This window comes from Peptoniphilus indolicus ATCC 29427 (genome assembly GCF_000227315.1).
Classification (GTDB): Bacteria; Bacillota; Clostridia; order Tissierellales; family Peptoniphilaceae; genus Peptoniphilus; species Peptoniphilus indolicus.
Genome location: NZ_JH165061.1, coordinates 1292845 through 1307576, shown reverse-complemented (window position 1 = coordinate 1307576; position 14732 = coordinate 1292845). Strand labels below are relative to the sequence as shown.

The following is a 14732-nucleotide window of genomic DNA, read 5'->3' as shown; positions in this document are numbered from 1 at the left end:
AAAGCCTTTCACCAACCGGCTCCTCTCTAAAGAGATAGTTATACTACTCGTCCCTTCAACGTTGTAAGATATGATAGCACAACTTGGGAAAATAATCAATAATTTTATTTTCCTTAATTAAATTTATCTTTCATTAGTGATAAGTGTAAAATAAAAGCAAAATTTTTTAAAAATTTTTTAGGAGGAAAATTTATGAAAATTATCGCACATAACATGTTTAAGTGTAAAATTGTTGAAATTCAAAAGGGAGCAGTTAACGGAATCGTTAAAATCGACCTTGGAAATGATGTAGTAATCACTTCATCTATTACAAATACTGCTATTGAAGAACTTGGCCTTGAAGTTGGAAAAGAAGCAAGTGCGATTGTAAAAACAAGCAACGTAATGGTTGGTGTTGAATAATAAATTTATGGTGATGTTGCAGAATAGATGATTCTACTCTGCAACATCACCTAAATATTTTTACTTAACAATCAAAAACTTTATTCTTGAGCTGTTATAACTGCGCTTGCCAAAACTTCGGATGCTGTTTTTATTCCACTATCTGCTGCATGATAATATGAATGGTGTAGTGCTTGATTTTCTGCGCCAACTATTCCACTTCCAAACCAATACATAAATGACGGAACGTTTTGCATTATAATTGCAAAGTCTTCACTAGCCATTGTCGGTTTTATATCAATTATATCTTCTCTTCCAACTATTTTCCCAGCAGCTTTAACGGCTAAATTATACATTTCTCCTGAATTGAACGTTAGAGGGATATCTTCATAGTATGTAATTTTATAATCACATTCATAGGCGGAACAAGTGTCTTTTACAATTCTCTCCATTCTCTCTTTGGCTCTTGTCATAGCTTCACTACTCAACGAACGAATTGTAGCTGTCATTATTGTATTATCTACAACTAAATTTTCTTTACTCCCGCCGTTTACATAATTTATAGAAAATACAACTTGTTCAAAAGGGTCTATATTTCTACTCAAAACAGTTTGTAAAGACATTATCACAGCTGAGGTACAAACTATTGGGTCAATATTTAAATGAGGCATTGAACCGTGTCCTCCTCTTCCAATAATTTCTATTTCAAAATTTGTCTTTGCTGACATAAGTGCTCCATTTTTGCAAATTACTTTTCCTGCCGGTACTAAAGGCCAATTGTGTAGACCGAAGAACATATCCGGTTTTGTAATTTCTAAAAGTCCTGCTTCTAACATTTCTTTTGCACCAGTGGTAGTCTCTTCAGCTTTTTGGAAAAGTAAAATAGTATTTCCTTGCATTTTACTTCTCAATTTACTTAAAATGATTGCCGCTCCAAGTAGCGAAGCAGTATGAAAATCATGACCACAAGCATGCATTACTCCATCAACTTTTGACTTATACTCCCAATTATACTTTTCTGTTTGGCTGATTGCATCTATATCACATCTAATCCCTATGGTCTTCCCCTCTTTAGCTCCTTTTATTTTAGCAACCACTCCCGTTTCAACGTCAAGTGGAATTATCTCAACTCCATCAATTGTACTCAAAAATTCTTTTATATTTTTTGTAGTGTTGAACTCCATATTAGAAAGTTCTGGATATTCGTGCATATAGTGTCTAAATTCTAAAATTTTGTTTTCTTCTTCTCTTGTAAGTTCTATATTCATTTCTTCCTCTATAAAAAAGAGCCTGAAATAAATCAGACTCTAAATCTAAATCTCAATAATACTTCCTATATCGATTATATTACTTTCTGTTAAAAACTCAAAATTTTCATTATTAGCTTCTAAAAATTTTATAATTTTATCTTTTGATGAATGCCCTTCTAATACACCTGTAAAAAACAATCTATCTCCTACTAAACCTGTCGCACCGCCAATAAAACCATATTCAAAATTTCTAAGCTCGATTTGTTTGTGCTCAATCAACAATATATTTGAAATATTTTTTAATTTTTCATAAATTCCAACGTCTGAAGTTATTAGACACCTTTTACCAACTGCAAGATTGCATTTTGTATAGCCTTGTTTCACATCTATTAATTTAAATCCCCTATTCTTATAGAAATTTAAAATCTCTTTGTCTGTAAACTTTAAGTTGTGTATAAAAAAATCTCTATACACTGCAAAATTTAACTTTACATGGTTTGGATATGGGCTTTCAATATTTTCAATTGGAATTATTTTTTTGTTCTTAAAAATATTTGAATAGTACTCTATATTTTGTGAATCCACAGCAATGGTTTCTTCGTCCAACTTTCTTATTAGAATGTCAGGGTGTGCATCTATCCCCTCATATATTTTTGAATTCGGAAGTGTGGTTACAACTTCACCATAATTTTTTAATTTATTCTTAATTGTTTCGTTTGTATAGTAATCTACAACTATCATTTATCTCATCATCTCATACATCAATATTGAGCCCGCTACGTTTACATTCAACGATTCAATGTTTTGAGTTTTTATATATATTTTTCTGTCGGCCAAACTTGAAATTTCTTTTGAAACTCCCTTTGCTTCATTCCCCAAAACTAATACAGTATCTTTTTTAAATTCAAAGTCTTTGGATATTTCTCCACCGTTTACATCTGTGACTATAATTTCAAAAAATTTTTCTCTGAGTTTTAAAACTTCTGCTTTATCTTTTAAAATGTGAATTTCGGTTCTAAAGATGGATGCCATTGTTGAGCGAATGAGTTTTGGATTGTAGAGTTCAACACACTCCGGTGTCATAATAAGCTTAACTCCAAAACCGTCTGCACTTCTTATTATTCCACCAACGTTTCCAGGATCTCTCACATCGTCAAGCAATATATATTTTCCATCTCTTATACTTTCTATTCCCCTACTGTGAATTTGTTCAAAATATGCTATCACACCTTGGGAATTAACTGTATCTGAAAGGCCTTTAAATATTTTATCTGCTATTATATAAATTTCAGCTTTTATATTTAACTCCAAAAGCTCTGAAAATTTAGATTCGCTCACAGCTATAAATTTTGGAATTTTATATTGAAGAGCTTCATTTAAAACAACGAAGCCCTCTATATAAAATAAATTCTCTTTATCTCTGTATTTTTTTTGTTGTAGTGATTTTAAATATTTATAAATTTTATTTTCTTTGCTATTTATATTTATCATATTTTATTCAACTTCTCTATTGAAACTCTCAACAAATCCTTGTTCTTGTCATATTTTTGAATTGTATCTAACAAAAATTCTGTAAGCTCTTGTGTTGATTCACTACTCATAGCTCTTCTAACCGCCCAGTTAAATTCCATTTCTTCTTCATTCAATAGTAGCTCTTCTTTTCTCGTACCTGATTTAAAGATGTCAATTGCAGGGAAAATTCTCTTTTCAGACAGCTTTCTATCTAAATGGACTTCCATATTTCCAGTTCCTTTAAACTCTTCAAATATTACATCGTCCATTCTTGAGCCTGTATCTACTAGAGCAGTCGCCAATATTGTAAGCGAACCACCCTCTTCAATATTTCTTGCAGCGCCAAAAAATCTCTTAGGTTTGTGTAGAGAAAGCGGGTCAAGTCCACCGGATAGTGTCTTTCCACTTGCCGGAGTTATTAAGTTATAGGCTCTTGTAAGTCTTGTAAGTGAGTCGAGCAAAATTATTACATCTTTTTTCTGCTCTGCTAATCTCTTAGCCCTCTCTATTGCAGCTTCAGCAACCTTCGTATGATTTTTAGGTTGTTCGTCAAATGTAGAATATATTACTTCTCCTTTTACAGACCTCATCATATCTGTAACTTCTTCCGGTCTTTCATCTATTAGTAAAACCATCAAATGTGCTTCAGGATAATTTTTAGAAATTGAGTGTGCTATTTTTTTCAACAATGTAGTCTTACCACTCTTTGGTTGAGATACTATAAGCCCTCTCTGTCCTTTTCCTATTGGCGCTATCAAATCAATCATTCTTGTTGCAGTATCTTTTGAATCGCTTTCAAGAATGTATCTTTGGTTTGGATAAATCGGAGTTAAGTTGTCAAAATAAGGTCTTTTTACAATCTTGTTAGGCTCTATTCCATTTACTGATTTAATATATATTAGTGCATTATACGATTCCCCTTCTTTATCAGGTCTTGGCACCCCTACTATTTCATCCCCGTTTCTAAGTTTAAATCTTCTAATTTGACTTGGAGAAACGTATATATCTCCCTCTCCAGGAATATAATTATTTACTCTTAAAAACCCATATCCGTCTTGATATAAATCTAGGATACCGCTCACATAATTTATATCTTCCATATCTTCGATTATCTCTGTAGCATTGTCTGATAAGTCAGAAACATCTATAGTCTCTTTCTCATTAGTATCTTCTGAAATAAAATCTTCACAAAATTCATTAAATTCTTCTACATCTTGGTCTGATTGGATGTTTAAAATTTTATCTACTATTTCTTGTTTTTTTAATGTATATGATTTTTCTACTCCAAGTTCATCTGCCATTTCTCGAAGTTTTATAAGTGTCATGGAATTAAGTTTGGACCTGTTTATATCTTGATCTGATAAGTTAACTTGAGTTTCTAATATGGTTTTAATCAATTCTTCTTTCTTTAATTTATATGAGCTCTGTACACCCATATCTGTGGCTATTTTTCTTAAATCCACTAAAGATAACTTTTCTAAAAATTCTTCGTCATAGCTATCTATTATTGGCTTTTTACCACTTACTATATAATTATAATAGTCTCCACGGGTTAAAGACTTATGGTCTATTAGCCCCATGGAAACTGCTATATTTCTCAAATCTTCTATAGTTTTATTGTTTAATACTTCGCTATTGAAACTATTATTAGGCAATTTTCCCTCCAAATTATTGAGCATATTCAGGTTTTTGAGACAGTTTATGTTGTGATTTTACGTATCTTGCTGTACCGCTTGGAAGTCTAAGCACTAATGTTTCAGTAGTTGCAACATCTTTTGAAATGAATTTAACTGCATCTAAAAGTTCCCCTTTTGAAACTCCAGTTGCTGAGAATACAACTTCATCTCCCTTTACTAAATCATCTATTGTATAAATTTTATTTAAATCAGCATTTAAAGTTTTACATCTTTCAACTTGCTCTTCATCTGATGGCGCAAGTCTTCCTTGAAAATCTCCACCAAGACACTTGATTGCCGCTGCCGCTATTACTCCTTCAGGTGCTCCACCTATTCCAAGTAATAAGTCAACCCCTGAATCTTCAAAACAAGTTTCAACTGCAGTTATGATATCTCCTTCTGAGAAAGATTTTATCTTTGCACCAAGTGCTCTAACTTCATCTACTATTTTTTGATGACGTTCTCTATCTAATATTGCAACTGTTATGTCTTCAATATTTTTATCTAATGCTTTAGCTACTCTCTTTATGTTTTCAGTTGGAGAATCATTTAAATTGATACAGCCTTTAGCTTTTGGACCACATGCTATTTTATCCATATATACATCTGGTGCAAATAATAGACATCCTCTTGGTGCCATTGCTATTACAGCTATTGCATTGTTCATCCCCTTTGAAACTGCTGTTGTTCCGTCAACTGGGTCCACTGCAATATCAACCTTATCTGCATTTAATTTGCCTTCGCCAATTTTTTCACCTATGTAAAGCATAGGTGCTTCGTCCATTTCTCCTTCTCCGATTACAACTTCTGCATCAACTTCGATTTGGTCAAGCATTCTTCTCATAGCATCTACAGCTGCTCCGTCAGCTCCGTTTTTATCTCCTTTACCAAGCCATTTTGCCGCATTTATTGCCGCCGCTTCTGTAACTCTTGCTAAATTAAGCGCTAAATTTCTATTCATTAAAATTCTCCTTTTGTCTCAACTGTTTTAAAATCTTCTAAAAACTTCTCTATTCCTGAATTAGTTAAAGGATGTGAAAGCATTTGTTTGAAAACTTTGTAAGGTATTGTTGCAATATCTGCTCCAGCCTTCATACACTCTAAGACGTGGCCTGTGTGTCTTACTGAAGCTGCAATAACTTCTGTTTCAATACCATAAATATTAAAAATTACAGCTAAATCTCTGATAAGCTCCATTCCGTCTTGTCCTATATCATCAAGTCTGCCTATAAACGGACTTACATAGCTAGCACCGGCTCTTGCTGCCAGAAGTGCTTGATTAGCAGAAAATATCAAAGTTACATTTGTCTTTATACCTTCTTTAGATAATACTTTAACTGCTTTTAATCCTTCATCTGTCATTGGAATCTTAATTACAATATTGTCTGAAATCTTTACAAGTTCCATAGCTTGAGCAACCATAGTCTCTGCATCAAGGGCTGTTACTTCTGCAGAAATTGGTCCATCTACTATTTCAGTGATCTCTTTGACAACATCTTCAAAAACTTTTCCCTCTTTTGCTATTAAACTTGGGTTTGTAGTTACTCCTGAAACAACTCCCCATGAATTAATTTCTCTTATTTCTTCTACATCTGCAGTATCGATAAAAAATTTCATATATTTCTCCTCTCTAATAGCACAACACTTTGCGCCGCTATTCCTTCTTTTCTTCCTTCAAATCCCAATTTTTCAGTTGTTGTGGCTTTTACGGACACATTATCCACATCTGTCTTCAAAATTTTCGCCAATATAGTTCTAATAGCTTCTATATGATTTTTTAACTTAGGTTCTTCGCAAATAACTATAGAATCTAAATTCCCTATCATATAACCTTTAGATTCCATAACTTCAACAACTCTTTCTAGTAGGATTTTAGAATCTATATCTTTGTATGCCATGTCATTGTCAGGAAATAATTTGCCAATATCTCCCAAGGCAAGAGCTCCCAAAATTGCATCCATTATCGCATGTATCAAAACATCTGCATCTGAATGTCCCAAAAGTCCCTTTTCATATTCTATTTTCAGACCGCCAAGGAACAAATCCCTTCCTTCAACTAATTTGTGTACATCATACCCTATGCCTATCTTCATATGTCACTTCCTATTAATGCTTCAGCTAAAATCAAGTCTTCTGGAGTAGTTATCTTTAAGTTACCATAGTCATTCCAAACCAATTTAACTTTTCTTCCGGTTTTTTCCACCAAAGAACAATCATCCGTTCCATAATAGCCTTCTTGATAAGCTTGATTATAAGCACTCATCAAAACTTCTTTAAAAAACACCTGTGGAGTTTGCACTGCCCAAAGTTCATTTCTATTTGGAGTGTAGTCTACAGTTTTACCATTGTGAGAAATTTTTATAGTGTCTTTAACTGTATTTGCAAGAGTTGCAGCTCCTGTTTCAAAAGCCGCTTCTATAACTTCATCTATCTTAGATGGTTTAACTAGAGGCCTTGCTCCATCGTGTGTCAAAACTATTTTTGTATTATCTGGAATTTGTAAAAGACCATTGTAAATTGAATCCTGTCTTTCCGTTCCACCGTATACTATATTATAAGGTATATTTATTTTTAAGGTTTCCAATATGCCATTCAAATAGTTCAAGTCTGTATCCTTTATTATAATTGTCAAATGATCAATATATTTTGACTCCAATATCTTTTTTAATGTATGAGATAATATCTTATCCCCGCTTATTTCTAAAAACTGTTTATTTAAATCAGTTTTCATCCTTCTACCCATTCCAGCTGCTGCCACCATAGCGCTCACATATTGCCCATTTATCATCAGTCCAACACTCCCAGTGAATAATTTATTATATCTCCAGCTATAGGGGCTGCTATTTCTCCTCCAAATTTTTCAACGTTTTGAATAATTACTGCCACCGCAACTTCAGGGTCTTTTGCAGGTGCATATCCTACAAACCAAGCATTATACTTATCTGCATCCTTAGATATCTGCGCTGTCCCAGTCTTCCCTGCAACTTGAGCTCTTCTTATTTTGGCAGTTTTCCCAGAACCACTTCGCACTACATTCACCATCATATCACCTATCTGTTTCGCAACTTCCGGAGATACTGCTTCTGATAAAACTTGTGGTTCTCTTGTAAATATATTAGAACCTTCAGGTGATTTTATATTACTTACCAAGTATGGAGCCATCATCTTTCCCTCATTAGCTATTGCAGATGCTACCATACACATTTCTAATGGCGTAGTTAGAATATCTGCCTGCCCTATACCGGCACTCGCCAAAGCATGTTGATCCCAATTTGAGGAATTGAACGAAGATTTTGCAAGATAAGTTGTCTTTGTATTTAAATCAAAGTCCACTTTTTTATTCATCATAAATCTCTCTGCAACTTCTACAAATTTATCTTTTCCAACTTCTGCAACTTTATTTGCAAAATAAGTATTTACAGAATGAGTAAATGCTTTATTTAAATTAAGATCTCCATACTCTTTTCCACCTGCATTTTTTATTGCACGGCCCAAAATTTCTTCTTCTCCAGTATCTTTATACTTTTGGTCTATTCCAGATTCTATTATTGCTGCAGTAGATATTATCTTAAAAATAGAACCCGGAGCATATCCCCCTTGAATTGCATTATTAAAAAACGCACCATTATTTCGCTCAACTATGGCGCTATAATCAGAATCTATGTTTTGAATATTAAAGTCCGGATAAGACACCATTCCTAAAATTTCTCCAGTTTTCGGATTCATAACAACAGCTGCACCCTTTTCTCCACTTTCAGCTAATTTATCTCTTATATACTGTTGTATTTTAGTGCTTGTTGTCAATGTCAAATCATTTCCAACATCAGAATCTACTTTATTATTAAAGAATGCACGGATTGACTTCAATGTACCGGAACCTTCAATTCCCAAAAGTTGTTTACTATATGAGGCCTCTAACCCGGAACTGCCCTTAGTCTTACTTGAATACCCAACTACATGTGCATAGGCCCTTGGATGAGGATAAACTCTAGTATATTTATACTTTTCTCCTTCGGTTTGGGCTAGTACTTCTCCATTCCTATCTACTATAGTCCCTCGCTTCAAAGCCGCAACTTTAATTGCATCGCGTCTATTTGCAGGATGTTTTACAATTTCTTTAGCATCAAATATTGTAAAATAACTCAAATAAAATATCAAACCTAAGAACATTATAATAAGCCCCACAAGGACCACTAACATTCTCCTATTTTCTTTTATATTCATCTCTATCCCTCGTACTTATACGACATATCTTCACTTGTTACCTGTAGAACCCCAAGAGCTATGAAACTTGAAAGCATTGAAGAACCGCCATAAGATACAAACGGCAATGTCAAACCTGTCATAGGTATAAGTTTTATTACTCCGCCTATGTTTAAAAAGCATTGTACTGCAAATAAAATTCCAATGCCTATTGCAAGTATTCTGTAAAATTTAAATTCTTGTCTTATGCTTATTTTTACAGCTCTATATGCAAGCAATAAAAACAACATTATAATTCCAATTCCGGCAAATATTCCCATCTCTTCACATATAACCGGGAATATAAAATCCGAACTTCCAACCGGAACCAACTTAGGATAACCTAAACCAATTCCCTTACCAAAGAATCCCCCTTCAGCAATAGCAAATAGAGATTGAACTATTTGAGCTGAGCTCTTATATATGGTCTCAGGATTCCATGGATCTAACCAAATTCCTATTCTAACTCTCACATGTCTAAACAAAAAGTATCCTACAACACTACCCACTATAACTAAAAGAATATTTAACAAAATCATCTTTCTATCCTCTTCATATATAAATTGTATGCCTGAAAAAATTGAAAGAAATATCGCTGCTGTTCCCAAGTCCTTTTGTATAAAAAGTAGGCCTATTAAAAAATACACTACTCCCATCAACACAACAGATTTATACTTAAATTTCTTTGGTATTTTGTATTGATACTCTGTATAATAAGATGCTATTAAAAATACCAATACTATTTTTGTAAGCTCTGTAGGCTGTAATAAAACACTTTCACTAAGCTTTATCCAGTTTTTTGAACCCCCTCTTTCAACTCCAAACACCAAAGTTATAAAGAATAAAAATAAAGATATAGCCCCATAAAAATACGTCCAATTTTCTATTTTTCTAAGCGCTCTCATCACAAAATAAGTTATATAAAAAACTAATATACCAACTAATGCCCATACTAACTGTCTAAGTCCTAAATCAGGATTTAATCTGTATATGGTCAAAATTCCTATGGTTAAGAGCATGGAAACAATGAGGAAAATATAATTGTCCCCAGTTGATATCCTACCTAATATGAAATTTGAAATATAAACTACTGAAATTAGCCCAAAAAATAATATTACTATATATTTATCTACATGTTGGTTATTAAAAAGAAAAGCAATAACACTGCTAAAATTTCAAATACTAGGAGTAGATTTCTTGGTTGATCAGATCTAAAAACTTTACTAATCATCTTCTACCCCCTGTCATCCACGAATAAAAGTTGTATGAATCCAACACCAATTTTATCCCCGTTTCTCAATTCTATTATATCGTGAACTTCCTCACCATTTAAAAAAGTGCCATTTGCAGAATTTAAATCTTCTAAGAAATAAACCCCATCTTCTTCCCTAATTTCAATATGTTCTTTTGAAACAAATTTATCTTTTATAGCAATATCACACTTTGAAGATCTTCCTATAACTGTAATACCCTTTAAAACGTAAAATTCATCCATTTTAAAATCTAAAGAATCTAATCGATTTACAACTTTTAAATAAGCTGCATCCATATAAGACCCTTTCATATCCATTTTTTTATATCCATGTATATAAGTCTTATAATACTTAATAAAAATAAATATATTATAACTATGAATACATATCTTAAACCTTGTGAGATTATTTCAAACATTGTGCACCTCTATAAATTTCTATTAAATATAATATCATAAATGGAAATACTTTAAAACTATAACAATATTAATTAAAATCAAGCTTTTACCACTCAAAAATGTTAAAATTTAATTAGGTGATAAAATGATTATTGAAAAAATTGTATTTCTAAATAAAATAAAAAATATGCCATATTTTTTTAGCAATGGGACTAGTGTAGAAGTCGTTGAAGATACACTGGTCAAATTTAATTTATACAAAGGCATGGAAATAGAAGATGATGAAATTTCAAATATAAGAAAACAAAATCAAAAATTTGAAGCAGCAAATTCTGTATTTAGATATATACAAAATAAAAAAACAGTTAGAGAAGTTAAAGACTATCTCTCGAAAAAAGGTTATGATGAAGATATTGTTGAACTCACTTCCAATTATTTAATTGAAAAAGGCTATATTGATGATAAAAAATATGCCTCTGCTTTTGTTCACGACAAGCTCAAAATTAATAAATACGGTAGAAATAAAATCAAAAATCATTTATTAATGCATGGAATAGATAAAGATCTTGCCGAAATAGCCGTTCTTGATTTAGACGAAGATATTGAATTTGAAAATTTAAAACTCCATGCTCAAAAAAAATTCAATACTTTAAAAAAAGACCACAACACAAAATCAAAATTGATAAACCACCTTATTTATAAGGGGTATCAATACGATATGATAAAAGAAATTTTAAAAGAGTTTGACTTTAAATATGATAGATAAAAAATATTATGTATACCTATTAAAGTGTAGAGATGATTCTCTCTATTGTGGATACACTATAAACTTAGAAAAAAGAGTCGCTACTCACAACAATAAAACCGGAGCAAAATACACTCGTGCTAGAACCCCTGTAGAGTCAGTGTATTATGAAATTTTTAACACCAAGAGTGAAAGCTTTAAAAAGAGAATGTGCTATAAAAAATTTAAGTAGGGATAAAAAAATTCTTTTAATAAAAAACTTTAAACCTTCAAAATAAAAAACTCCTGAAATTTTATCAGGAGTTTAATTTATCTTCCGTTTTGTATTATTCCAAAAATCAGGGCAACTAAAAGCGAAATAACGCCACTTGAACACCCTATTAAAAATATCGCTATCGAATTTACATTAGCTGGATTGAATAAATCATTTATTACAGAAAATAATACAAATATTCCTATTGTAATTAAAAAAATACCAGGTAAATACTTTGCAAACTTAAGCCTTTTAGCTACAACACTAATAGCAATTGTAACTGCTATAGTGATGACTATTGCATAAATCGAAAGCATTATAAATTCTGTATTTCCCCCAACAAGCTCCATAATTTTGGACATCTTACACCTCTAATTTGTATTTAATCTTTTTCTAACTTCAATTGAGTTATTTCCTACATATCTTTCAATCTGAACAATTTCAGAACCTTGTGGTATTTCTATAGAATATATTTTTTTCGAACCCAATTCTGCATTAACTATATTATAAATGTTCAAAGTACTATTTTCCATAGTTACAATAAATCTATTGTTAGATGAGATGACAGCATCTCTTAAATCAGGTAAATATGTTTTGATATTTTCAAACGGCATATTGAGCTCTGCTGTATGATCAAGAATTCTATTTATATCTACTCCCAAATCAAACCACACATCTTCTTTGTCTGAATCTCTATACGACATAAGACCAAATACAATAAACTTTCCATCTTTTCTCTTTATTCCAAAATTAACATCGTTTATATATCCTTCTTCACCGTATTTTAATGCTTGCTTTTTAAAAATTTTATCTCCATCATCAATTAATTTTGAAAAGGGAATAGCTCTATCTTTTTCAATATCAGCCGTATACTTAAAAACCAAACTATTTCTACCATCTATAGTCTCTTGCCTCAAGCTTAAATAGTCATCTGAAACATACATTATTTCATTAATTTCAGAATTTGAATCTATATTTTCTTTTTTTTCTTCTCCACTTTCGTTTATAAGTGTAACTTGTTTATTATTTTCATCTATGGATAATAACCCTTTATCAGTCGGAATTTTTAAACCTTTTGATTCTTCGACAGATTCTAAATCATCATTGTTGAATTTCAAATAAAAACTCCTGTACTTTATATTGTTTTCATTTTTATATTTTATTCCCAATAAAATACCATTATCTTTTGAATTTGCGTCAAGTTGTTCTTTTAAGTTTATAAGTTTTGATTCCCCTCTACTTTTTATACTTTCAAATTCCTCTTCACTGATATCTTCAGATACTCTTGATAGTTGTAAAAATACTCCGTCTAAATACACGTAGCTTTCATTTTCTTCAACCTTCAAAATCTGATAAACCAAATCTTTTGAGTTATATAAGTTGACAATAGTTAGTTTTTCTTTGTCAATACCCAATGTACTTGGTTCAATTTGATATTTTCTTTCCAAAAATTTCTCTGTATTTACCACCTTAGACCTTATTGAAGGATTTTCAAAATAATATCCATCTATTATAAAACCCCTATTGGAAAAATATACATCTGAGCCTATTTTATCTTTGTAATCAAAATATTCTCTATCATTTTTTATAAATATGACTTTTGTAACAGTCCAACTTCCATTTATTGGAGTTTTATTGATCTTTGGCTCAGTTATATTTCTCATATTAGTGTTTATAAAAGAGCATCCTGTAAGAGTCGTAATCATAAACAAAAATATTAAAATTTTAATTCTCTTCTTCATCTTTTTGTACCTTTACTATAGGAAGAGTTACCTTTACAGTAGTTCCAATATTTTTTTCAGAATATATATTTAACTCTCCTTGATGTAGATTGGCAATTTCATCAGCTATTGAAAGGCCTATCCCACTGTGACTTTTTGAATGTTTTCCCTTATAAAACTTTTCTTTTACATGTTGAATTTCGTCCTTATCTATTCCCTGTCCATTGTCTGTTATCAAAATTACTATAACATCTTCTAATACGTTTGACGTCAATCTAACAAACCCATCAGTTGCTGTAAATTTAATAGCATTATCTAATAAATTTATAAGTAATTGCCTTATCCTATTTTCATCTCCTATTAAAATTGCTTTCTCAGGGTCTATATTCGACTGAAATTCAATCTTATTAAGTTCTGCTCTAGGCCTCATTTGTTTTGCTATGTCATTTAGCACATCAGTAATATTCAAAGAGTCTTTTTCTAATTGTATTCTTCCTGAAATAAATCTGGAGAAGTCCAAAAGTTCTTCAACCATCTTAGACAATCTATCAGTTTCATTTTCTATTATATTCAAACCATCATTTATAAGAGTTCTCTCATCTTCTCTTGCACTTTTTAAAACTACAGCCCAACCTTTTATTGAAGTCAACGGTGTTCTAAGTTCATGTGATATTGATGATATAAAGTCATTTTTTATCTGTTCTCTCTTAATTATTTCTTCAGCCATGGAGTTTAACGTACTACCAATCTGACCAAACTCGTCCGGAGTATTTAACTCAGACCTAATTTTATATTGTCCATCTGCCATCTTCGTTGCAACAGAAATCAATTCTTTCATTGGCTTTACTATTGAGTTTGCCAAAATCAAACTCATTATAGTAGTTATTACAACCACAATAAGTCCTAAGCCGAGTATTCCAAGAGAAGTTTTTAATATTTCCTTATTAGGTTCTTCCAAAGAGCTTATAAATCTCAAATAACCTATGTCCATTCCAGCTGAATTTCTCAATTTTCCAGTCAATGCCATTACATTGTCATTTGTATAATTGTTTGAACCTATATAAGTTATTTTCGTTCCATTTTCAGCTGCTTTTACATCATAAGTAATAATTTTATCAGTTGGCATTGCCCCTATCGAATCATAGATTACATATTTGTCATTATTTAAAATCTGTACTTCTGAATTCGTATTAGCCCATAACATTTCTGTATCTTCTAAAATCAAATCTTCCAATGTCCTATCAGAATAAAATTTTTCAAATGAATCAATGGATAAATTGAGCCTCGAAGAAAGTTCATTT

At 31.6% G+C, this 14732-nt stretch carries 17 protein-coding genes; 3 read left to right on the top strand and 14 right to left on the bottom strand.

Annotation, left to right across the window (positions count from 1 at the left end):
- The first annotated feature begins 192 nt into the window (after positions 1 to 192).
- The gene (locus tag HMPREF9129_RS05890; RefSeq protein ID WP_004821407.1) at positions 193 to 402 is read left to right on the top strand and encodes a TOBE domain-containing protein; all 210 of its coding nucleotides are present in this window, start codon (positions 193 to 195) and stop codon (positions 400 to 402) included.
- Between the two features lie 80 nt (positions 403 to 482).
- On the opposite strand, the gene HMPREF9129_RS05885 is transcribed toward HMPREF9129_RS05890, so the two are convergent.
- The 11 genes from HMPREF9129_RS05885 to HMPREF9129_RS05835 form a co-directional block, all read right to left on the bottom strand.
- Positions 483 to 1649 (bottom strand): M20 metallopeptidase family protein, encoded by a 1167-nt coding sequence (locus HMPREF9129_RS05885; RefSeq protein WP_004821405.1) that lies wholly within the window; start codon positions 1647 to 1649, stop codon positions 483 to 485.
- A 45-nt stretch (positions 1650 to 1694) separates the two neighbouring features.
- A complete protein-coding gene (locus HMPREF9129_RS05880) occupies positions 1695 to 2372 on the bottom strand; it encodes a DUF6873 family GME fold protein (RefSeq protein WP_004821402.1) in 678 nt (225 codons plus the stop codon).
- Positions 2373 to 3122, bottom strand: coding sequence for a TrmH family RNA methyltransferase (locus tag HMPREF9129_RS05875; RefSeq protein ID WP_004821400.1), 750 nt, complete (start codon positions 3120 to 3122; stop codon positions 2373 to 2375).
- Positions 3119 to 4822, bottom strand: coding sequence for a transcription termination factor Rho (rho, locus tag HMPREF9129_RS05870; protein ID WP_004821398.1), 1704 nt, complete (start codon positions 4820 to 4822; stop codon positions 3119 to 3121). Before rho ends, HMPREF9129_RS05875 begins: the two co-directional genes overlap by 4 nt.
- On the bottom strand, positions 4812 to 5780 hold the full coding sequence (glpX, locus tag HMPREF9129_RS05865) for a class II fructose-bisphosphatase (RefSeq protein ID WP_004821396.1): 969 nt from the start codon (positions 5778 to 5780) through the stop codon (positions 4812 to 4814). The genes rho and glpX overlap by 11 nt, the downstream gene beginning before the upstream one ends.
- Complete coding sequence (fsa, locus tag HMPREF9129_RS05860) at positions 5780 to 6436, bottom strand: fructose-6-phosphate aldolase (RefSeq protein ID WP_004821394.1); 657 nt, start codon at positions 6434 to 6436, stop codon at positions 5780 to 5782. Before fsa ends, glpX begins: the two co-directional genes overlap by 1 nt.
- Positions 6433 to 6912, bottom strand: coding sequence for a 2-C-methyl-D-erythritol 2,4-cyclodiphosphate synthase (gene ispF, locus HMPREF9129_RS05855; RefSeq protein WP_004821393.1), 480 nt, complete (start codon positions 6910 to 6912; stop codon positions 6433 to 6435). The genes fsa and ispF overlap by 4 nt, the downstream gene beginning before the upstream one ends.
- Positions 6909 to 7607, bottom strand: coding sequence for a 2-C-methyl-D-erythritol 4-phosphate cytidylyltransferase (gene ispD / locus HMPREF9129_RS05850; RefSeq protein ID WP_004821391.1), 699 nt, complete (start codon positions 7605 to 7607; stop codon positions 6909 to 6911). The genes ispF and ispD overlap by 4 nt, the downstream gene beginning before the upstream one ends.
- Positions 7607 to 9043: a peptidoglycan D,D-transpeptidase FtsI family protein gene (locus tag HMPREF9129_RS05845; RefSeq protein WP_004821390.1), complete on the bottom strand. Its 1437-nt coding sequence runs from the start codon at positions 9041 to 9043 to the stop codon at positions 7607 to 7609. Before HMPREF9129_RS05845 ends, ispD begins: the two co-directional genes overlap by 1 nt.
- A gap of 2 nt (positions 9044 to 9045) precedes the next feature.
- Positions 9046 to 10080, bottom strand: a complete 1035-nt coding sequence (locus HMPREF9129_RS05840) for an FtsW/RodA/SpoVE family cell cycle protein (RefSeq protein ID WP_004821388.1) — start codon at positions 10078 to 10080, stop codon at positions 9046 to 9048.
- 215 nt (positions 10081 to 10295) lie between these two features.
- Positions 10296 to 10631 carry an FHA domain-containing protein gene (locus tag HMPREF9129_RS05835; RefSeq protein WP_004821386.1) on the bottom strand — a complete coding sequence of 112 codons (336 nt, stop codon included), beginning with the start codon at positions 10629 to 10631 and terminating at the stop codon, positions 10296 to 10298.
- 226 nt (positions 10632 to 10857) lie between these two features.
- Between HMPREF9129_RS05835 and HMPREF9129_RS05830 the strand changes: the two genes are divergently transcribed.
- Complete coding sequence (locus HMPREF9129_RS05830) at positions 10858 to 11478, top strand: regulatory protein RecX (RefSeq protein WP_004821385.1); 621 nt, start codon at positions 10858 to 10860, stop codon at positions 11476 to 11478.
- Complete coding sequence (locus HMPREF9129_RS05825; RefSeq protein WP_004821383.1) at positions 11468 to 11689, top strand: GIY-YIG nuclease family protein; 222 nt, start codon at positions 11468 to 11470, stop codon at positions 11687 to 11689. Before HMPREF9129_RS05830 ends, HMPREF9129_RS05825 begins: the two co-directional genes overlap by 11 nt.
- 77 nt (positions 11690 to 11766) lie before the next feature.
- On the opposite strand, the gene HMPREF9129_RS05820 is transcribed toward HMPREF9129_RS05825, so the two are convergent.
- The 3 genes from HMPREF9129_RS05820 to HMPREF9129_RS05810 all read right to left on the bottom strand — a co-directional run.
- Positions 11767 to 12072 carry a hypothetical protein gene (locus HMPREF9129_RS05820; RefSeq protein WP_004821381.1) on the bottom strand — a complete coding sequence of 102 codons (306 nt, stop codon included), beginning with the start codon at positions 12070 to 12072 and terminating at the stop codon, positions 11767 to 11769.
- Positions 12073 to 12081: 9 nt separating this feature from the next.
- Positions 12082 to 13416 carry a hypothetical protein gene (locus HMPREF9129_RS05815; RefSeq protein WP_147285879.1) on the bottom strand — a complete coding sequence of 445 codons (1335 nt, stop codon included), beginning with the start codon at positions 13414 to 13416 and terminating at the stop codon, positions 12082 to 12084.
- Positions 13417 to 13435: 19 nt separating this feature from the next.
- Positions 13436 to 14732, bottom strand: a 1297-nt coding sequence (locus HMPREF9129_RS05810) for a sensor histidine kinase (RefSeq protein WP_004821377.1), incomplete at its 5' end; no start/stop codon positions are given.

Excerpts from the sequence above, each read along its gene's own strand:
- HMPREF9129_RS05890 (WP_004821407.1), top strand. The coding sequence starts at position 193 with ATGAAAATTATCGCACATAACATGTTTAAGTGTAAAATTGTTGAAATT.
- HMPREF9129_RS05885 (WP_004821405.1), bottom strand. The coding sequence starts at position 1,649 with ATGAATATAGAACTTACAAGAGAAGAAGAAAACAAAATTTTAGAATTT.
- HMPREF9129_RS05880 (WP_004821402.1), bottom strand. The coding sequence starts at position 2,372 with ATGATAGTTGTAGATTACTATACAAACGAAACAATTAAGAATAAATTA.
- HMPREF9129_RS05875 (WP_004821400.1), bottom strand. The coding sequence starts at position 3,122 with ATGATAAATATAAATAGCAAAGAAAATAAAATTTATAAATATTTAAAA.
- rho (WP_004821398.1), bottom strand. The coding sequence starts at position 4,822 with ATGCTCAATAATTTGGAGGGAAAATTGCCTAATAATAGTTTCAATAGC.
- glpX (WP_004821396.1), bottom strand. The coding sequence starts at position 5,780 with ATGAATAGAAATTTAGCGCTTAATTTAGCAAGAGTTACAGAAGCGGCG.
- fsa (WP_004821394.1), bottom strand. The coding sequence starts at position 6,436 with ATGAAATTTTTTATCGATACTGCAGATGTAGAAGAAATAAGAGAAATT.
- ispF (WP_004821393.1), bottom strand. The coding sequence starts at position 6,912 with ATGAAGATAGGCATAGGGTATGATGTACACAAATTAGTTGAAGGAAGG.
- ispD (WP_004821391.1), bottom strand. The coding sequence starts at position 7,607 with ATGATAAATGGGCAATATGTGAGCGCTATGGTGGCAGCAGCTGGAATG.
- HMPREF9129_RS05845 (WP_004821390.1), bottom strand. The coding sequence starts at position 9,043 with ATGAATATAAAAGAAAATAGGAGAATGTTAGTGGTCCTTGTGGGGCTT.
- HMPREF9129_RS05840 (WP_004821388.1), bottom strand. The coding sequence starts at position 10,080 with ATGCTCTTAACCATAGGAATTTTGACCATATACAGATTAAATCCTGAT.
- HMPREF9129_RS05835 (WP_004821386.1), bottom strand. The coding sequence starts at position 10,631 with ATGGATATGAAAGGGTCTTATATGGATGCAGCTTATTTAAAAGTTGTA.
- HMPREF9129_RS05830 (WP_004821385.1), top strand. The coding sequence starts at position 10,858 with ATGATTATTGAAAAAATTGTATTTCTAAATAAAATAAAAAATATGCCA.
- HMPREF9129_RS05825 (WP_004821383.1), top strand. The coding sequence starts at position 11,468 with ATGATAGATAAAAAATATTATGTATACCTATTAAAGTGTAGAGATGAT.
- HMPREF9129_RS05820 (WP_004821381.1), bottom strand. The coding sequence starts at position 12,072 with ATGTCCAAAATTATGGAGCTTGTTGGGGGAAATACAGAATTTATAATG.
- HMPREF9129_RS05815 (WP_147285879.1), bottom strand. The coding sequence starts at position 13,416 with ATGATTACGACTCTTACAGGATGCTCTTTTATAAACACTAATATGAGA.